Source organism: Kitasatospora sp. SUK 42, from assembly GCF_015776785.2.
In the GTDB taxonomy this organism is placed as follows: Bacteria; Actinomycetota; Actinomycetes; order Streptomycetales; family Streptomycetaceae; genus Kitasatospora.
Map to the genome: position 1 here is coordinate 1,623,575 of NZ_LFMD02000002.1, position 19,589 is coordinate 1,643,163.

At 75.6% G+C, this 19,589-nt stretch carries 11 protein-coding genes and 1 pseudogene; 7 read left to right on the forward strand and 5 right to left on the reverse strand.

From position 1 onward, the window contains the following. Positions 1–513: 513 nt before the first annotated feature. Both RZ50_RS06965 and RZ50_RS06970 read right to left on the reverse strand, forming a co-directional pair. Positions 514–1,809 (reverse strand): annotated as a pseudogene (locus RZ50_RS06965) (PP2C family protein-serine/threonine phosphatase); the annotation flags it as partial. A gap of 182 nt (positions 1,810–1,991) precedes the next feature. After that, positions 1,992–3,341, reverse strand: coding sequence for an NAD(P)/FAD-dependent oxidoreductase (locus RZ50_RS06970; protein ID WP_254802016.1), 1,350 nt, complete (start codon positions 3,339–3,341; stop codon positions 1,992–1,994). Positions 3,342–3,914: 573 nt separating this feature from the next. On the opposite strand from RZ50_RS06970, the gene RZ50_RS06975 reads away from it, so the two are divergent. Together RZ50_RS06975 and RZ50_RS06980 are read left to right on the forward strand one after the other, a co-directional pair. Then, complete coding sequence (locus tag RZ50_RS06975; RefSeq protein WP_254802017.1) at positions 3,915–4,790, forward strand: TetR/AcrR family transcriptional regulator; 876 nt, start codon at positions 3,915–3,917, stop codon at positions 4,788–4,790. Positions 4,791–5,149: 359 nt separating this feature from the next. Then, on the forward strand, positions 5,150–7,423 hold the full coding sequence (locus RZ50_RS06980) for a sigma-70 family RNA polymerase sigma factor (protein ID WP_308271512.1): 2,274 nt from the start codon (positions 5,150–5,152) through the stop codon (positions 7,421–7,423). 89 nt (positions 7,424–7,512) lie between these two features. On the opposite strand, the gene RZ50_RS06985 is transcribed toward RZ50_RS06980, so the two are convergent. The 3 genes from RZ50_RS06985 to RZ50_RS06995 form a co-directional block, all read right to left on the reverse strand. After that, entirely contained in the window at positions 7,513–8,217 is a 705-nt protein-coding gene (locus RZ50_RS06985) for a DsbA family oxidoreductase (RefSeq protein WP_196950590.1), read from the reverse strand. Between the two features lie 132 nt (positions 8,218–8,349). Further along, positions 8,350–8,871, reverse strand: coding sequence for a universal stress protein (locus RZ50_RS06990; RefSeq protein ID WP_196950589.1), 522 nt, complete (start codon positions 8,869–8,871; stop codon positions 8,350–8,352). A gap of 195 nt (positions 8,872–9,066) precedes the next feature. Then, a complete protein-coding gene (locus RZ50_RS06995; RefSeq protein ID WP_217680291.1) occupies positions 9,067–11,214 on the reverse strand; it encodes an asparagine synthase-related protein in 2,148 nt (715 codons plus the stop codon). A 760-nt stretch (positions 11,215–11,974) separates the two neighbouring features. Here RZ50_RS06995 and RZ50_RS07000 point away from each other — a divergent pair. From RZ50_RS07000 to RZ50_RS07020, 5 genes are all read left to right on the forward strand, one after another. Beyond that, entirely contained in the window at positions 11,975–13,402 is a 1,428-nt protein-coding gene (locus RZ50_RS07000) for an MFS transporter (protein ID WP_196952401.1), read from the forward strand. Positions 13,403–14,002: 600 nt separating this feature from the next. Next, positions 14,003–15,583, forward strand: coding sequence for a TROVE domain-containing protein (locus RZ50_RS07005; RefSeq protein WP_196952402.1), 1,581 nt, complete (start codon positions 14,003–14,005; stop codon positions 15,581–15,583). Between the two features lie 316 nt (positions 15,584–15,899). Beyond that, positions 15,900–17,135 carry an L-2-hydroxyglutarate oxidase gene (lhgO, locus tag RZ50_RS07010; RefSeq protein ID WP_196952403.1) on the forward strand — a complete coding sequence of 412 codons (1,236 nt, stop codon included), beginning with the start codon at positions 15,900–15,902 and terminating at the stop codon, positions 17,133–17,135. A gap of 125 nt (positions 17,136–17,260) precedes the next feature. Next, positions 17,261–18,091, forward strand: a complete 831-nt coding sequence (gene trmB / locus RZ50_RS07015; RefSeq protein ID WP_308271513.1) for a tRNA (guanosine(46)-N7)-methyltransferase TrmB — start codon at positions 17,261–17,263, stop codon at positions 18,089–18,091. Positions 18,092–18,207: 116 nt separating this feature from the next. Next, positions 18,208–19,506, forward strand: coding sequence for a PrsW family intramembrane metalloprotease (locus RZ50_RS07020; protein WP_196952404.1), 1,299 nt, complete (start codon positions 18,208–18,210; stop codon positions 19,504–19,506). The last annotated feature ends 83 nt before the right edge of the window (positions 19,507–19,589 follow it).

Genomic DNA, 19,589 nt, shown 5'->3' on the forward strand with positions numbered 1-19,589 from the left:
CGTCCTCGCTAGTGTTATTTCAAAAGGAATCTCCAACCCCAGAAGAATCTGAGGCCGGGGATGTCAACATATCTGGCGTTGACTTTTGGCACGCTGTTGAGTTCTCAAGGAACGGACGCTTCCTTCGAGCCGCCTTCCAGCGGGCCCTCCGGGCGCTTCGTTCTTTCGTGTTTCCAGCTTATCAGATGTTTTCCGCTCCGTTTCCGGGGCTTCGTCATCCAACTCGCCGGTGTCTTCCGGGGCTTGACGCCCTGTCCGACGTTTCAAACTCTAGCCGATCACCGCTCCGAAAAGCGAATCCGACCGCAATCCGATAAAACGCGCACGCCAAATAGACACCGAGCCGCAACGCGAAAAGCGAAACGACCGGCATGAACCGGAAGTGGTGATTCAGAGGATTGGCTACCCCGGGGCCGTCCGCGCAGATGCGTGTCCGGTGCTCCCTGCCAGGCAGCTCGAAGAACACTAGACCTCTGGGGTGGCCGAGTCAAGCGCCGCCCGCACCGTCGCCGCACCTTCCTCTGCCGGCAGCTGGAAGGCCAGGACCGCGACGTCGTCGTCGTGCTCCGAGGTCACTCCCATCGCCCGGAGCAGCCGGGCGCAGATCACCTCGGGGGCCCCGATGGCGCCGGTCAGGGTGCGGGCCAGGAGGTCGAGGCCCTGGTCGATGTCCTCGTCGCGGCGTTCGACCAGGCCGTCCGTATAGAGAACACCGGTCGTACCGGGGAGCAGGCGCAGGGTGTGGGAGACGTGCAGGCCGTCGCCGGTGCCGAGCGGGGGTCCGTTCTGTTCCTCGCTGCGCAGGATGGTGCCGTCGGGGCAGCGGAGCAGCATGGGGAGGTGGCCGGCCGAGGCGTAGGAGAGGGTGCGGCGCCGCGGGTCCCAGACGGCGTAGGTGCAGGTGGCGATCTGGTTGGCGTCGATCTCCATGGCGAGGCCGTCGAGCAGGCGCATCACCTCGTGCGGGGGCAGGTCGAGGCGGGCGTAGGCGCGCACGGCGGTGCGCAGCTGGCCCATCACTGCGGCGGCGCGCAGGCCGCGGCCCATGACGTCGCCGATGACGAGGGCGGTGCGTCCGCCGTCGATGGCGATCACGTCGTACCAGTCGCCGCCGACGGCGGCCTCCGCACCGCCCGGCTGATAGGTGGCGGCGACCCGCAGGTCCGCCGGCTGGTCGAGCTTCTGCGGGAGGAGGCTGCGCTGGAGGGTGACGGCGGCCTCGCGCTGGCGGCGTTCGGCTTCGCGCAGGCGGGCGGCGGCGAGGACCTGGTCGGTGACCTCGGCGGCGAAGATCAGGACTCCGGCGGGCGGGCCCTCGACGGGGGTGTCGCGGGTGTCGCAGGTGTCGCCGTTGCCGAGCGGGACGCAGGAGACGTTGTAGTAGCGGTTGCCGGTGAGGCCGAGGATGCAGCGGGCCTTGACGCTGCGGGGGCGGCCGCCGCGGATGACCTGGTCCATCAGGGGTAGGACGCCCATGGTGCCGAGTTCGGGGAGGGCCTCGCCGGCGGGCAGGCCGGTGGGGCGGTCGCCGAAGAGTTCGCGGTAGGCGCGGTTGGCGTAGCCGAGCTGGTGGAGCGGTCCGTAGGTGACGGCGACCGGGGCGGGGATGCGGTTGAGGACCTCGCGCAGGTGCTGGGGCTTGTGCGGGTCGAGGAGTTCGGCGGCGGTGGCGAGGCTGGTGGGGTCGCGGGGGCTGGGCACGACGACGCCCTCGGGGGCGGGCGCTCCCTCGTCGGTGCCGGCCCCGTTGGGCGGGGCGGCACGCCAGGGGACTCCGGTGAGCCGGGCGCTCCAGCGCATGAGGTTCAAACGACGGCCGCTTCCTCGTTTTCCAGGCATAACATCACTTTTTGTGTGCGCCACAGCACACGGGGTAATGACCAGTTCGGGCTGATCCTGTCAGGCGGAGGGCCGGTTCCGGAAGTCGCGCGCCCGGCGTGGCCGTCGGGTCGTTCATCGGACCGCCCGCCGCAGCGCGGGCGCCGGGGAACTCACCGCGGGGCTTCCGGCCCGGCGCCGGGCGGCCGGCCGGACCCTGGGTCGAAACCGTCCTCGAAGGTCGTACGCGGGTGCTCCATCGCCCCCAGCGAGACCGTCTCCCGGGAGAAGACCCCGCCGAACACCCAGTCCATCAGCACCCGCACCCGGCGCTCCGCGCTCGGCAGCCGCCACAGGTGCCGGGCCCGGTGCAGCCACCAGGCCCGCCGTCCGGTGAGCCGGCCGCCGCGCCGGGTGTGGGCGACGGCCCGGCGCAGGCCCAGCGAGGTCGAACAGGCGGCGGGGCCCGGCCGGTACCCGACGAGGCCGGGCGCGTGCGGTCCGCCGTCCAGGGCCACCGCGATGTTGCGGGCGAGCAGTTCGGCCTGGGCGAAGGCGTGCTGGGCGTTGGGCGCGCAGGGGGCGCCGTCCGCGTCGGGGTCGGGCACCGCGGCGCAGTCGCCGGCCGCCCAGACGCCGGGCAGCGCGCGTCCGTCCGGGCCGACGGCCTGCAGGGTGGCCAGACAGCGGACCCGGCCGAGGGTGTCCAGCGGCAGATCGCTCTCGCGCAGCAGCGGGGAGGGCCGCACGCCCGCCGTCCAGACCAGGGTGCGGGCCTCGAAGCGGCTGCCGTCGGAGAGCGCGACGACCCCGCCGAGGGCGGACTCCAGGGTGGTGCCCAGCCGGATGTCGACGCCGCGCTCGCGCAGCTGGCCGAGGGCGTGCTCGGCGAGGTCGGACGCCTCGCCGGGCAGGATCCGGTCGGTCGCCTCGGCCAGCACCCAGCGCAGGTCCTCGGCCCGGACGTTGTGATAGGTCCGTACGGCGGTGCGGGCCATGTCCTCCAGCTCGGCGAGCGCGCCGACGCCCGCGTAGCCGGCGCCGACGAAGACGAAGGTGAGCGCGGCGTGGCGCAGGGCGGGATCACGGGTGGCGGAGGCGAGGTCGAGCTGTTCCAGCACGTGGTTGCGCAGGTTCACCGCCTCACCGACGGTGGAGAAGCGGAGCCCGTGTTCGGCGAGGCCGGGCACGGGGGCCGTCCGGGAGACCGAGCCGGGGGCCACCACCAGGATGTCGTAGGGGAGTTCGACCGGTACGGGGGGTTCGCCGGGGCTCGCGACGTCGGCCAGGACACGGCGGGCGAAGTGCTCGATCCGGGTGATCCGGGCGGTGACCACCCGGCAGTCCGGCAGGATCCGGCGCAGCGGGACGACCACGTGTCTCGGGTCGATCGAGCCGGCCGCGACCTCGGCCAGCAGCGGGTGGTAGGTGAAGTAGGCCTGGGGCTCGACGACGGTGATCTCCACCTCGCCTCGGCGCAGCCGTTCGCGCAGGCCGCGCTGGAGGTGGAGCGCGGTGGCCATCCCGGCGCAGCCGCCGCCGGCGATCAGGATCCTGATGGTGCACCTCCTGCCGATGTGGCGTCTCGTCCCGGCCCCGCGGCCGGGGGTGTCCCCCCATCACGCCCCCTATGAAGGACCGCCGGAGGTGGTCTTGTCCACAGTCCGTACGGGGCTGGTTGCCACGGAAGTGACCATGGTGGTCAGTTGTGCTTGCCGGGCGACTTTCTGACGCACTTTCGGCCGCGAAGAGGCGTGAACTATGGTCGGATTGTGTACCGGAGCGGCCACCGCCATGACAATCGGCGGCGACGCACCGTGGAGCGGCCATTACGGCCAGTTCCAGCGTTGGCGTGAGAACCCGACTGGGGGACAGTCATCCGGGGAAGGGTAGTTCCCGGACAGGGCCCCGGACGGTGCCGACGCGCCGAGCCGGACGTGAAGGCGGCCCGGCGGCACGACCGTGGTCACCGAAATCGGACGGGCGGCACGAGCAATGGGTCATCAGGTCATTTCTGACGGGCTGAGCTGCACCGGGGGGTGCAGGGGCGGGCGACGACAGGGTCCGGATTCGGACGCCTGCGGGGGAGAGTTGGGATGATGGAGCAGGAGCAGGTGTTGGGTCGGGCGGGCGCACCGCACGCCGGACAGGGCATGGTGCCGGAGCAGCGCGGCCCGGCGGACCTGCCGAGGCAGGACGGGGTGTCGTACTCGGCCGTCCCGTACCGGACGGAGCCGTCACCGGCCGCCGTGCCGGTGCCCGGGGCCCGGCTGCGGGTGGACGCCCGGCGGAACCTGGAGAGCGTGCTGCGGGCCGCCCGGGAGGTGTTCGGCGAGTTCGGCTACGACGCGCCGATGGAGGAGGTCGCCCGCCGGGCCGGGGTCGGCGTCGGCACCGTGTACCGGCGCTTCCCGAGCAAGGAGGTGCTGGTCCAGCGGATCGCCGCCGAGGAGGTGGCCTGGCTGACCGCGCAGGCCCGGGAGTCGCTGTACGGCGGCGACGGTGCGTGGGAGGCGCTGGCCGGGTACCTGGCCCGGGCCGTGAGCACGGGCGCCGGGCGGCTGCTGCCGCCGGAGGCGTTCCGGTACGCGGAGGAGCTGGGCCGGGTGCCGGAGCAGCGGGCGCCGGAACCGCCGGCGGCCGTCCGCTTCGACCTGCGCGGCGAGGAGGCGCGGTCCGGGGCCCCGGTCGAACCCTCGGCGGCCGACGCCGACCCCAGACTGCTGTTGCAGTTGCTGGCCGCGCTGGTGGCGCGGGCCGGTGCGGCGGGCGAACTGCGGCCGGGCGTCACGGTGTCGGACGTGGTGCTGGTGCTGACCGCCTCGGTGCCGGTGCACGCGGCCCGGCCGGCGGTCTCGGTACCGGCCGTGGCCGGCTTCGCGGCCGTTGCTCCGCAGACGGACGGTCAATCGCTTTCCGGGCCGTCGGACCGGCTGTTGCAGATCCTGCTGGACGGCCTGCGGGCGCGCTGACGCACCGTTCGGAGCGTGGTCGGATCGCCGGGCGACACGGCCGACGCGCCGTCCGGGCAAGGGAGTTGAACAGGAGACCGGCGCGCGGGCACGGCGCGCGCGCCGGGTACGGGCGACGCACGGCCCATCGCCGCACGCTGGGCGAACACATCCGCGACGGCCCCTCGGAAGAGTGGGTACCGGCCGGTCCGGCTACCGCCCGTCCCTGCGCTATGCCATCCTTTGCCCGTGGTTGGAGCCAATGTCCCGATGCGCGCCCTTCGCGCGCCGTCGGCGCCGTACGTCGGGAAACCGTGCGCCTACGCACTCCCGCGCACCCTTCCACACTGCGGGGGCTGTCGTGGAATCTGGGGTCCGTTGTGAGCGCCGAAGAACAGAACGACTACGGGTACGGCCTCGACTTCGGAGGCCTCTCCGGTAGCACGGCCGAAGGGTCCGCCGCGGGCCCCGGCGGCAGCGGAGCCGCCCAAGTTCCGGGCGCCGCAGCCGGTTCGAGCGCCGGCCACGTCCCCGACCAGGCCGGCATGCCCAGCCGCGAGTCGCTGTCCGCCTCCGCCGCCGCGCTGCCGCCGAACCGGGTGCCCGGACAGGCCCCGGCCGGCCGGGGCGGGGTCGCCCCCGAGGCGTTCGTCGGCGCCGGCCGCCCCGCCCGACCGACCGTGCCCGCCCCCGCCGACCCGGTGGACGGCGAGCGCCCGGCCTCCGACGCCGAACTGACCGCCCGGGTCCGGGCCGGCGACGACACCGCGTACGAGGAGATCTACCGCCGGCACGTCGACTCGGTGCGCCGCTACGCGCGCACCTGCTGCCGGGACAGCTTCACCGCCGAGGACCTCGCCGGCGAGGTCTTCGCCCGCACCCTGCAGGCCCTCAGGGCGGGCAAGGGGCCGGAGTTCGCCGTCCGCGCCTACCTGCTGACCGCCGTGCGCAACGTCGCCGCCGCCTGGACCCGCAGCGAGCGGCGCGAGCAACTCGTCGACGACTTCAGCGTGTTCGCGCAGGGCTCGGCCGCCGTGGTCGACCTCGACCTGGCCGACCCGGGCGCCGACGCCTGGGCGATGGCCATGGCCGACCAGCGCATGGTCATGCAGGCCTACGCCGAACTGCCCGAGGACGACCGGGTGGTGCTCTGGCACACCGAGGTCGAGCGGGAGTCGCCGAAGACCGTCGCGGTGATGCTCGGCAAGACCGCCAACGCCACCGCCGTCCAGGCCCACCGGGCCCGCGACCGGCTGGCAGCCGGGTTCCTGCAGGCGCACGTCTCCGGCAGCCAGGACAGCACCTGCGAGGCGTACGCCAACCGGCTCGGGGCGTACGCGCGCGGCTCGCTGCGCAAGCGGGCCTCGGCGGAGGTCGGACGGCACCTCAAGGAGTGCGACCGCTGCACGGCGGCCTGCCTGGAGCTGACCGAGATCAACACCGGTCTGCGCGCGCTGCTGCCCGGCGGTGTGCTGGTGTGGGTCGGGGTCGGCGGGTTCAGCGCCGCCGCGGCCGCCGTGGGCGGTGCCGCCGCGGTCGGCGGTGCGGCCGCGGCGGGGACGGCGGCGGCTTCGGCCGGGTCCTCGGGGACCGCGGGTGCGGCTGGTGCAGCTGGTTCGGCAGGTGCGGCTTCCGGTGGTGGGAGCGGGGCCGGCGGCGCGGCCGGCGAGGGCCTGGGCACCGCCGCCAAGGCCGGGATCGCCGCCGCCGTGGCGGTGGCCGCGGCGGCCGCCGCCGCGTACGCGCTGACCGGCTCGCCCGAACCCAAGCCTCCGGTGGCCGCTCCCCCGGCCGGTGCCGCGTCGACCGCCCCCGTCTCGGCGGCACCCGCGCCCGCTCCGCCCGCCCCGGCCGCCTCGGCCGCCCAGGCCCCGGCTCAGGCCCCGGGTGACGCCGCCCCGGCCCCGGACCAGCCCTCGTCGAGCCCGAGCCCGAACCTCAGCCCGCAGCCGTCCGCGACGGCCCGGGGGCGCCAGGCCCCGGCGGCCACCCAGAAGCCGACGAGCGGGCCGCCGACTACGCGCAGCCCTGCGGTGCCCGGGCCTTCCGTCGGGCCGTCGGTCGACCCGACCCCGACGCCGCCGGTGTCGCAGGAGGTACCGGTCGTACCGACCCCGACCCTGCCGACGGTGCCGGACCCGACCGTCGCCCCGCCGACACCGCCCACGACGCCGCCCACTTCACCACCCACGACGCCCGCGACCACCGACTTCTGGGTCGACTCGCTGCCCGTGTTCAAGCCCGGCAACAACCGGGTGCCGCCACCCGAACCGAGCATCCGGCAGAAGGGCAGCGACAAGTTCTGGCAGCACGACGACGCGTGGATCGGCGGCGAGAACCACGCGCACGCCATCACCGTGCACGCGCCCGCGACCACGCTGATCGACCTCAACCGCAGCTGCACGTCCTTCGACGCGGTCGCCGGGGTCGACGACGCCACGCTCACGCCCGGCGGGGTGGTCTTCTCCGTCCAGGGCGGCGACGGCAGCACCCTGTGGCACTCCCGCACGCTCACCGTCGGGGACGACGCGGTGCCGGTGCACGTGCCGCTGGCCGGGCAGAAGTCGATCCGGCTGGTCGTCACCCCGGTGAACGGGATCTGGTCGGCGCTGAACATCGCGGACTGGGCCGAGGCCCGCTTCAGGTGCTCCTGAGAGTTCCTGGGACGGGCCCCGGGCGGATCGGCGCCGGGTCCGGCCCCTGACGGGGCCGTGGTCCGGCGGCCGGTGGTGCGGGAGCGGTGTCAGATGGCGCAGGAGCCGTCCGCGCAGGCCTCCCCGGCCGGGGCGACCGGCACCGGGGCCGGCCGGCGCTCGCCGATCTCGGCGGCGACCTGCTCCAGCACCTTGCGGAAGGTCTCGGCCTCCTGGCCGCCCTGGACCGCCCACTTGCCCTCGAACACGAAGGTCGGCACGGCGGTGATGCCCAGCTCCCGGCCCTCGGCCAGCTGGGCGTGGACCTCGGCGGCGCCCTCGTCGCCCGCCAGGTAGGCCGTCACCCGCTCCCGGTCCAGACCCGCCGCCACGGCCACGTCGGCCAGCGCGGCGCGGTCGCCGACGTCCACGCCGTCGGTGAAGTGCGCCTTCATCAGCGCCTCCTTGAGACGGCCCTGCACCTCGGCACCGTACTCGGACTCGGCGAGGTGCAGCAGGCGGTGGCCCAGGAAGGTGTTGGCGTGCAGGGCGGCGTCGAAGTCGTACGTGATGCCCTCGGCCAGGCCCAGCTCGGCCACCCGCGCGTCCATCGCCACCGACTGCGGGCCGTAGCGCTCGGCCAGCCAGGCACGGTGCGGGCTCGCCGTCGCGGGGGCGTCCGGAACCAGCTGGTACGGGCGGTAGACGACCTCGACCCGTTCCTTGCCGGGGAACTCGGCCAGGGCCTGCTCGAAGCGGCGCTTGCCGATGTAGCACCACGGGCAGGCGATGTCGGACCAGATCTCGACCTTCATGCGGGAGAACTCCAGGGGCGTCGTGTCGTCGGTGTACCGGATAACCGGATAGGTGAACGATGAACCATCTCGGTACATTCCCGACACCGCCCGACGCCGCCGGGCTCCGTCAACGGCCCCCTCGCGGCCCCCTCACGGCCCCGGCGGGGCGGGGACCACCAGGACCGGGCAGGCCGCGTGGTGCACGGCCGCCGAACTCACCGAACCCAGCAGCAGACGGGCGAAGCCCCCGTTGCCCCGGGTGCCGACCACCAGGGTGTGCTGCCGGGCCGAGGCCTCCAGCAGCACCTCGATCACGTTGCCCAGCACCACGTGCAGCGACATCTCCCCCGCGAACGGCCGCACCCGCTGCCGCAGCACGGTGGCCACCGCCCGGCGGAGCCCGTCCGCCATGCTCTCGACCAGCGTCTCCACGCTCTCCTGCACCAGCTCCGCCATCCCCGGCGGGTACCCGGCCGGCGCCGGGTTCACCACGGCCAGCACGTACAGCGGCAGCCCGAACAGCTCCGCCTCCGTCATCGCCCGGTCCAGCGCCCACAGCGACCCGTCCGACCCGTCACACGCCGCCAACACCCCGGGCACCCGCCCCGTCGGCGGCCGCCCCAGCACCGACAGCACCACGGGAACGTCCTGCCCCGCGCCCACACCGGCCACCGCCCACGCTCCTCACCCCGGACCCACGACCCCGCCATCATCACCGCCCGCCCGGGCCCCCTCCCGCAGCCGCGCCGGAGGGGGGTCGGGGGCCGGGCGAACGTGGGCGAAGGCAGGGGGGGGTGGAACGGACGGCCCCCGGCAGCCGCGCCGGAGGGCAGGCGGAGCCGACCCGATCGGCGCCGCGCCCGGGACTCAGGGGGTGAGGGCCGGGAGGCGGGGGTGCGGGAGGCCGGTCCAGCAGGCGCCGTGGCGGCGGGCGCGGATGCGGCGGAGCCAGAGTTCGGTGGAGACCAGCTCGGCGAGGCCGGCCAGGGCGGCCGGGGAGAGCGGGGTGGCGGGGTCGGCGGAGCGGGCGAGGTGGGCGCGGACGGCGGGGAGGTCGATCAGTCCGGCCTCGGCGAGGAGCGGGGCGTCGAAGAGTTCGGCGAGGCCGTCGGCGGCCAGTCGCAGGCCGGCCCGGGCGGGGGCGGCTCGGTCGGGGCGGGGGCCGCGGCCCCAGTCGGGGGGCAGGTCGGTGCGGCCGGCGCCGGTGAGGACGGCGTGCAGCAGGGCGTGCCGGGCGCCGGGTTGGAGACGGACGTCGTCGGGGAGCAGCCGGGCGGCGCGGACCACCTGGTTGTCGAGGAAGGGCGCGTGCAGCCGCTGGCCGGGCTGTTCGGTGGCGTGCACCAGCGTGCGGTAGGAGCGCGCCTGTCGGTAGAGGGCGTGCCGGGCCCGGTACGCGCCCGGGTGTTCCTCGGGCGCCGAATTGCGCGCCGCCAGACGAAGGCGCAGGGCCACCGAGGAGAGCGCCTCGTCGGAGAGCCAGCGGGCGGCCGGGCCGGGCACGCACCAGGCGAGGTCGGCGGCCGAGCGGTGGCCCGCGGTACCGCCGCCGTCCGGGACGTGACGGGCGGCCAGTCTGGCGGCGGCCTCGTCCAGCGCCTCGGCGTAGCGGATCCGGGAGAGCCGGTGGGCGGCCCGCACCACGGTGAGCGGGGTGCGCAGCGCGCCCGCGAGCACGCCCGCGGCGGCCCGGTCGGCGCCGGCCAGCGCGGCGACCGGGGGCAGCAGTTCGCGGGGCCGCCCGGCCCGGATGAGGTCGGCCAGCCGGGCCGGGTGACCGTCGAGCACCTGGCGGGCGCCGTAGCCGGTGAGGTGGTCGGTGCCGCCGGCGCCGAAGCGGGCCTCGGCGCGGGCGGCGGCGACGAGTTCGGGGCCGGGTTCGTCGGTGAGCCGGCCGGGCTGCGGGGCGGCGCGCAGTCCGGCGTACGGGAGGGTGTCGGGGCCGGGGTCGAGCACGGTGTGCCGCAGCCGGGGGGTGTCGGGGGCGAGTGCGAGGGTGGCCGGGGGTTCGGTCTCGCCGAGGGTGACGGCGGCCAGTTGCTCGGGGGCGGGCGGTTCCCGGTCGGCGGCGCGGGCCCAGGAGCCCTTGACCGCACCGGTCCTGGCCGCCGTGCCGGCCCCTGCGGCGAGCGCCGGTGCGGCGGTGGCCGCCGAGGGCACCGGCGGCAGCGGTACGGCGGCGGCGAGCAGGGCCACGGTGGCCGAGGCGGTGCCGTACGAGAGGTCGACGCCGAGCCGGGCGCGCCCGGTCGGGCCGGGTGCGGGCGCGGTGGTGCGGACCCGGGAGCGGACGGATTCCAGCAGGGCGCGGGTGAGTTCGCGCACGGCGGGCGCCTCGTCGCGCGGCTGCTCGGCGCCGAGCGACGCGTCGTAGGCGTCGAGGTACGGGCGGCCGCCGCGGATGGCGAGCACGTGGCCGGGCGGCACCCGCTGGACGCCCAGGTACGGCGTGCCGGTGCCGAGCGCCTCCGGGGACTCCGGGCAGGCGAGCCGGGCCGCCAGGTGGCCGGTGTCCAGCGGGGCGCCGACCAGGTCGGCGAGCGGGAGGGCGGCGGTGGCGTACGCGGTGCCGCCGGCCCAGGGGGTGTGGAAGACGGGCTGGGCGCCGACCAGGTCGGCGAGCAGCAGGGTGGAGCGGGTGCCGGTGCGCAGCACGACGGTGTAGCTGCCGGGCCAGGCGGTCAGGTGGCGGACGGCGCCGCCGCGGGCGGCGGCGAGGCCGGCGGCGAGCTCGGCGTCGGTGGCGCCGCAGTGGCCGAGGACGGCGAGCCGGGTGGTGGCGGGGGTGTCCTCGACGGGGTCGGGGGCGGTGGGGCCGGTGCTGACCGTGGCGGGGGCGCCGGGGCGGAGGGTGGCCAGCCGGATCTCCTCGGGCCGCCAGTCTCCGACGGCCCAGAGCGGGTTGGGGCCGGTCCACAGGGGGCGCGCGGCGATCGGCGCGACTGCGGCGAGGGCCTCGTGCGCCGGTGTGCCCGCCCGGGGCGTGCCCGTGCTCCAGCCCGTCAGCCACCGCATCGCGCCTCCACCGGACGAGGACCTGCACCCGCGCGCCGCGCACGCGCGTTCCGGCGTGCCCGCTTCCGGCGTGTCCCTCTTCCGGCGCGCCGTCAGGAGACATCGTGCCACCACGGGGCGCCGCCGGGGCGGGTGTTGTCGGTTCCGCTTCCGATTCGGCGCGGGCCGGGCGGTGGATCCCCGGTGGATCGGGGCGCTGTCGGCGCGGGCCCGGGAACAGCTCGGCGATGCCCGTACGCCGGTTCGGCGGCCGGCCCGGGCGGAGCGGGGATCGAGCGGGCCGGGCCTCCCCCTCCCCGGCCCGGACCGCCCGGGGCGAACCTTTTTGGCATGGGCATCGCGATATGGCCGAAAGGCGTCGTCCAGCCCGGGAGGGCATCCGCATGCCCTCCCGGACTCCGCCGCCGCCCGCGGGGATGGAGACGGCGGCATCCCCCGGCCCGCCGGGTCCTCGACGGCGGGCCGACCCACGACCACCAGCGAATCGCCGAGCAGCCGGTCGAGCCAGGGGGCACGGCCGGGCGCACGTGAACACGGGACCGGAGCACGGGACTCCGGCGCGCGGCGCGGCCGTTCCGCTCCGAGTGGTCCGGACCAACCCCCTCGGCGGCCCCGCGCGGGACCGCCGGGTGCGCGATCCCGCCATCCGGAATGCGGCCTCTTAACCGTCGGAACGCGTCCGACTACTCTAGGTACAGCAGCTACGGCTCGGTGCCGCCCGGGCCCCGCGCACAAGGCCGCAGGAGGTGCCGCCGCCACCATGACCGTCAGCCCACGAGGACCGAACGAACGGCTCGGCACGCTCCTGGCCCTCGCCCAGATCAGCAACGCCGGACTGGCCCGCCGGGTCAACGACCTGGGCGCGCAGCGCGGGTTGACGCTGCGCTACGACAAGACCTCGGTGGCCCGCTGGGTCAGCAAGGGCATGGTCCCGCAGGGGCCTGTCCCGCACCTGATCGCCACCGCGATCGGCGGCAAGCTCGGCCGGCCCGTCCCGCTGGAGGAGATCGGCCTGGGCGACACCGACCCGGCGCCCGAACTCGGCCTGGCCTTCCCGCGCGAGGTCGCCGACGCGGTGCGCTCGGCCACCGACCTGTTCCGGGTCGACCTCGAACTGCGCCGCGGCCCCGGCGGCGGGCGCTGGAGCGACAGCCTGGCCGGCACCTTCTCGGTCGCCGCGTACGCGACTCCGGTCTCCCGCTGGCTGATCGCCCCGGCGGACGGCTCGGTGGCCCGCGAGGTGCCGCGCTCCCCCAGCGAGGCCTCCTCCTACCGGGTCGGCCACTCGGACGCCGCCAAGCTCCGCGAGGCCGCCCAGGAGGCGCGCCGCTGGGACTCCAAGTACGGTGGCGGGGACTGGCGTTCGTCGATGGTGCCGGAGTGCCTGCGGGTGGAGGCGGCGCCGCTGCTGCTCGCCTCGTACAGCGACGCCGTCGGCCGGGCGCTGTTCGGCGCGACCGCCGAACTGACCAGACTGGCCGGGTGGATGGCCTTCGACACCGGGCAGCACGAGGCCGCTCAGCGCTACTACATCCAGGCCCTGCGGCTCGCCCGGGCCGCCGCCGACGTGCCGCTCGGCGGGTACGTGCTCGCCTCGATGAGCCTGCAGGCCGGCTACCGGGGCTTCGCCGAGGAGGCCGTCGACCTCGCGCAGGCCGCGCTGGAGCGCAACCGGGGCCTGGCCACCGCCCGGACCATGAGCTTCTTCCACCTGGTGGAGGCCCGGGCGCAGGCCAAGGCCCGCAATGCGGCGGCGTGTGCGACGGCACTCGGCGCCGCGGAGAGCGCACTTGAGCGGGCGCGCGCCGGGGATCCCGATCCGGCGTGGATCGACTTCTACGCCTACGACCGGCTCGCCGCGGACGCCGCCGAGTGCTTCCGCGACCTCGGAGTGCCCTCCAAGGTCCGGCAGTTCACCCGCGAGGCGCTGGCCAAGCCCACCGAGGGCTTCGTCCGCTCGCACGGCCTGCGGCTGGTGGTCTCGGCGATGGCCGAGGCCGAGGCGGGCAACCTGGACGCCGCGGTCGCCGCCGGCGAACGCGCCGTCGAGGTGGCCGGCCGGATCTCCTCGCAGCGCAGCCGGGAGTACGTGGTGGAGATGCTGCGGCGCCTGGAGCCGTTCCAGGGTGAGCGCAGGGTACGGGAGTTGACGGAACGGGCGCGCGCGGTGATCGTCGCGCCGGCGTGAGCGGTGCCCGAGCTGTGTGAGCAGCGCCCGAGCGGCGTGAGCGGCGTGGAACCGGAGATAAATGGGATGCGCCTGCGGGAGGGGCCTGGCTAGGGTCTCTCCTGTCCAGGTGCGCAGGCAGAGGTTACTTCCACTGTCAATGGGCAGGTCGCGGGTTCGAGTCCCGCCACCGGCTTCGGGCCGGTGTAGCTCAGTCGGGAGAGCGGCTACGTCACCTCAGCCGTCCTCGAACTCTGGACACCCACACGTGAATAGGTTTCCGCACCTCCCGGTGCGACGGCAGCGGTTACTTCGGTCGAGTGCCCCCGGCGGGGCGCGGTGAAGCTGAGTTCCATCGACCGCGGCCACTTTTGATCTCGGGAGGCGGTGCGCTTCGGAGTGCCCGGTGCGCAGGCGGGGGTTACTTCGGATCTTGCGGTTCCGGGTTCGAGTCCCGGGCGTGCCGTGCGCGAGCGCGGCCGCTAGCTCAATCGGACAGAGCACAAGGCATACACCTCCGCCGAGGTCGGCCGTCCAACGGCCGGCACGATCTCGGGCACCCCTCACCGCTGCACGCCTCCCTCCCGTCGACACCACCAGCACGCCGAGGGGGGCTGCAGCATGTCCAGGTTCAACACCGTCCGCAGGGCCAAGGCGGGTCCGAGCTCGCCGGTGGCCACCACCGGCCGGCACGGCCGCACCCACCAGGGCGGCATCGGCCACGTCCGCGACCGCAAGTCCGAACTCTTCCTCCTGTCGGTCGCCAACATGGTCGGCCAGGACACCTTCTACGAGCGCGGCGGCGACCGCGACGACCGCTACACCGCGCTGGTGCGCGAACTCGCCGTCACCGAGCCGGAGTGGACCCTCGGGCTGCTGCGCTGGCTGCGGCACGACGCGCAGTTGCGCACCGCCGCGCTGGTCGGCGCCGCCGAGTTCACCCGGGCCCGGCTGGACGCGGGCGCCCACGGCCACTCCCGGCAGGCCGTCGACGCCGTGCTGCGGCGCGCCGACGAGCCCGGCGAGCTGCTCGCGTACTGGACCTCGCGCTACGGCCGGGCACTGCCCAAGCCGCTCAAGCGCGGCGTCGCGGACGCGGTGCGGCGGCTGTACGACGCCCGCTCGCTGCTCAAGTACGACACCGCGGCCAAGGGCTACCGCTTCGGCGACGTACTGGAGTTGACCCACCCCTCGCCGGATCCGGAGAAGCCCTGGCAGGGCCCGCTGTTCGCCCACGCGCTGGACCGCCGGCACCGCCCGGAGGAGGCCACCCCGCCCTCGACCGACCGGCTGCTGACCGCCAACCGCGAACTGCTCGCGCTGCCGGTCGAGGAACGCCGGGCGGCCGTGACCGCGAAGGACGGCGCCGAGCGGCTGGCCGCCGCCGGGCTGACCTGGGAGGCGCTGGCCGGCTGGCTCCAGGGCCCGCTGGACGCGGCGGTCTGGGAGGCGGTCATCCCGTCCATGGGCCCGATGGCGCTGGTGCGGAACCTGCGCAACTTCGACCAGGCCGGGGTGTCGGACGCGGTCGCGGCCGAGGTGGCCCGACGGATCTCCGACCCGGGCGAGGTGCGGCGCTCGCGCCAGTTCCCGTTCCGCTACCTGGCCGCGCACCGGCACGCGCCCTCGCTGCGCTGGGGGCACGCGCTGGAGACGGCGCTCGGCCACTCGCTCGCCAACGTGCCCGGGCTGCCGGGCCGGACGCTGATCCTGGTGGACCGCTCCGGCTCGATGTTCGACCGGCCCGGTGCGGGGACGCAGCTCAACCGGGCGGACTCGGCGGCGATCTTCGGCACCGCGCTGAAGGTCCGGGCCGCCGAGGCGGACCTGGTCCAGTTCGGCTCCGACAGCCGGGTGGTCGAGGTCGGCCGCGGGGAGGCGGTGCTGCGGGTGCTGGAGCGTTTCTCCAACCTCGGCGGCACCAGTACCGCCGCAGCCGTCCGCGCCCACTACCGGGGCCACGACCGGGTGGTCATCGTCACCGACGAGCAGACCGGTTCCGGCTACCAGGGCAGCGATCCTCTCGCCGCCGTCCCGGCCGAAGTCCCGGTCTACACCTGGAACCTGGCCGGCTACGCCCCCGGCCACGGCCCCAGCGGCGGCACCAACCGACACACCTTCGGCGGTCTGGGCGACGCGGCCTTCCGGCTGATCCCGCTGCTGGAGGCGGGAACGGACGCCGGCTGGCCCTGGGAGGTGTAGGGGGAAGGACGGTGCGCGGGGTTCCGGGGGAATCCCGCGCACCGTGCCGCGGCCAGGTCGGGGGGCCGGCCGCGGCAGCTCGGACGGAGCCGCCGGAGGAGGCTCCGCCGACACCCGGGAGTGGGCGGCGGGGACGCCGCCCACCCTGACGTGCCACGACGCGAACGAGCGGGGACCGCGTATCCGCGCGGCGGAGCCTTCACGGGCCGACCGTCGCGCGGGGAACCGGCGGAACCCGCGCACCACGCGGTCTCGACCCGGACCCGGCGCCGTGCCAGCATCGGCAGCGAGGCCCCAACGACGGTGAGGAGCGGGCGTGGCGGACGAGGTCGAGGTGGCGGTGGTCGGCGGCGGGATCGTCGGGCTGGCCACGGCGTACGCGCTGACCCGGTCGCGCCCGGGGCTGCGGGTCGCGGTGCTGGAGAAGGAGACCGGCTTCGCCGCGCACCAGACCGGCCGCAACAGCGGGGTGATCCACAGCGGCGTCTACTACCGGCCCGGCTCGTACAAGGCCCGGTTCGCCGTCGCGGGCGCCGACGAGATGGTGGCGTTCTGCCGCGAGCAGGGCGTCCCGTACGAGGTCACCGGCAAGCTGATCGTGGCCACCGACCCCGCCGAACTGCCCCGGCTGGCGGCGCTGGCCGAGCGAGGGCGGGCGAACGGCATCCCCGTCACCGAGTTGGACCGGGCCGGGATCGCCCGGTACGAGCCGGAGGTGAGCGGTCTGGCCGGGCTGCACGTCGCCACCACCGGCATCTGCGACTTCCCGGCCGTGGCGACGGCGTACGCCCGGCTGGCCCAGGAGGCGGGCGCCGAGCTGCGGCCCGGCACCGGGGTGCGGACGGTGGCGCGGCGCCGGGACGGGGTGACGGTCGGCACCACGGCCGGGGAGCTGCGCTGCCGGGTGCTGGTGAACTGCGCCGGGCTGCACAGCGACCGGATCGCCCGGCTGGCCGGGGACGACCCCGGGGTGCGGATCGTCCCGTTCCGCGGCGAGTACTACGAACTGGCCGAGCACCGGAGGGACCTGGTGCGCGGACTGGTCTACCCGGTGCCCGACCCGGCCTTCCCCTTCCTCGGCGTGCACCTCACCCGGGGCATCCACGGCGACGTCCACGTCGGCCCGAACGCGGTGCCCGCGGCGGCCCGCGAGGGCTACCGCTGGCGCACCGTGCGCCCGTACGACCTGGCCGACACCCTCGCCTTCCCCGGCACCTGGCGGATACTCCGGCGGCACTGGCGGTACGAGCTGGGCGAGCTGCACCGCTCGCTGTCCAAGCGGGCGTTCACCACCGCCGTCCAGCGCCTGCTGCCCGCCGTGACCGCCGACGACCTGGTGCCGGCCACCGCTGGGGTACGCGCCCAGGCGGTGGCCCGGGACGGCTCGCTGCTGGACGACTTCGCCTTCGCCGGTTTCGACCCCGAGGACCCGCGCTCCCCGCGCCGTACGGTGCACGTGCTGAACGCCCCCTCCCCCGCCGCGACCGCCTCGCTGCCGATCGGGCGCGAGGTGGCCCGCCGGGCGCTGGCCGCGCTGGAGGCCGGCGGCTGAACCGCGTGAGCGGGGGTGGCTGAACCGCGTGAGCGGGCGCGGATGAACCCCGTGAGCGAGGGGCGGATGAGCCCGGTCACACACCCCGACAGGCGCCGCGCGCCGCCCCGTAGACTCGGTTGATTGTGACTGCCACCGCCCCGATCCCCCAGCCCTCGCCGTCCGCCCGGCTGTCCGCCGCGCCGGCCGCCTACCCCGCGCCGATGTACCCGCACAAGGCCACCGAGGCCCAGCACCGCGAGCGGCGCATCCGCAGCTTCCAGCCGCGCCGGGGCCGGATGACCAACGCCCAGGCGGGCGCCCTGGACCGGAGCTGGGAGCGGTACGGCATACCGATCGACGGCACTCCGCTGGACCTGCGGGAGCTGTTCGGCGAGCTGCCGGTCACCCTGGAGATCGGCTTCGGCATGGGCGAGACCACCGCCGCGATGGCCGCCGCCGACCCGTCGACGGGCATCCTCGCCGCCGACGTGCACACCCCCGGCCACGGCAACCTGCTCGGCATGCTGGAGCGCGACGGCTCCGAGAACGTCCGGCTGGCCGCCGGCGACGCCGTCATCCTGCTGCGCGACATGCTGCCGGACGCCTCGCTGGCCGGGCTGCGGGTCTACTTCGCCGACCCGTGGCCCAAGCCCAAGCACCACAAGCGCCGGCTGATCCAGCCGTCCTTCCTCGACCTCGTGCTGCCCCGGCTCGCCCCCGGCGCCCTGGTCCACTGCGCGACCGACTGGGAGCACTACGCGGAGCAGATGCTGACCGTGCTGTCCGCCTCGCCGGAGCTGGAGAACCTGCACCCCGAGGGTGACGGCAGCGGCTGGCTGGAGCCCGCGGACCACCCGGACGGCAGCGTTCCGGGCTACGCGCCCAGGCCGGACTGGCGACCGCTCACCAAGTTCGAACGGGCCGGGATCGCCAAGGGCCACGTGGTCCACGACCTGCTGTTCCGCCGCCGCTGAGCCGTCCGCCGCCGTTCGAACGGACGGCGGCGCACCCGGCCGGGGGCCGTGCCCCCGCGGGGGGATCCGTCCCGAGTCCTCCCGACGGGCGCCCGGTGTGTCCTACCCTGTGCCGCATGGGCGACCCGCCCGGCGGCGGGCCCCGGACGCCCGTCCACACCGCCGCCGACGCACCGGAGACGGTTCCGCGCACCGGCGACACCCGGACCATCCCGGGGCCCCGGAGGCGCCGGGCCGACCGGCTGCTGCCCCGCCCGATCGGTGTGTCCCCGCCCGCCGCGACCGTCGTGGCCGCCCTGCCCGGGTTACCCGTGGCGGCGCCGGGCGGCGGCCGCTCGATGGCGCTCTCCTCCGTCACCGCGACCGCCGTGCTGACCCTGGTCGGCTGCGGAGTGCTGATCCTGCACCTCGTCCAGCGGCAGACCGGCACCGCCGGGCTGCTGGTCGGTCTGGGCCTGGCGATGGTGCCGCTGCCCTTCGTGCTCGGCGGCCTGGCCTGGCTCAACCTGACCGCCCGGGTGCCGCTGCGGCACACCGTGTTCTGCCTCGGCTGGGGCGCCTGCGCAGCCACCACGGTCGCGATCCTCGCCAACAACTGGGCCTCCAGGTACCTCACCTCGCACCAGGGCCCGCTGGGCGAGCTGCTGGGCGCCGGGGTCGCCACCCCGGTCATCGAGGAGAGCGCCAAGGCCACCGCCCTGCTGGTGCTGCTCCTCCCGCTCGGCCAGCGGCTGCGCTGCCGCGGCCGCCGCACCGGGCGCCCCTGCGCGCCGCTGCTGCACCGGCTTCCCTCGTCCTGCGGCCCGCGCCGGCGACGGTGCGGGCGCGGGCCACGCGCCCGGGGTGGGCTGCGGCTGCGCCCGTACCTGCGGCCGCTGCCCTACCTGCGCCCCGCCCCGCGTTCCGGCGGGGCGTCGCACGGCCGCTCCCGGCCGCGCACGCTGGCGGCCGGGGTGGTGCTCGGCGGGATGGCCGCCTGCGGCTTCGCCTTCACCGAGAACGCCCTCTACCTGGGCCGGGCCTTCAGCAGCGACCAGCGGCACCGGCTGGACAGCATCGGCCTGGGCGATCCGCCCAGCCTGCGCGACTTCGACTCCACCGTGCAGACCTTCGTGCTGCGCGCCCTGCTCTCCCCCTTCGCCCACCCGCTGTTCACCGCGCTCACCGGGATCGGCCTGGCCGTCGCCCTCACCACCGGGCGGCGCTGGCTGGCCCGGCTGGCCGCACCGGTCGGGCTGCTGCTGGCGATGGTGCTGCACGGCACCTGGAACGCCGCCGCCGACCTGGGGACGGACGGGTTCCTGGTGGTGTACGGGGTGCTGATGGTGCCGTGCTTCGCGGCGCTGGTCTGCTTCGCCGCCTGGACGAGGGCCCGCTCGGCCCGGCACGCCGCGCGCCGCGACCGGCGGTCCTAGGGGCGGCCCGAGGAGCGGCCCGGGGGGCGGACCGAGGGGCTGAGGGGGCTGCCTGAAGAACCGATTTCCCATCTCGGCGACTT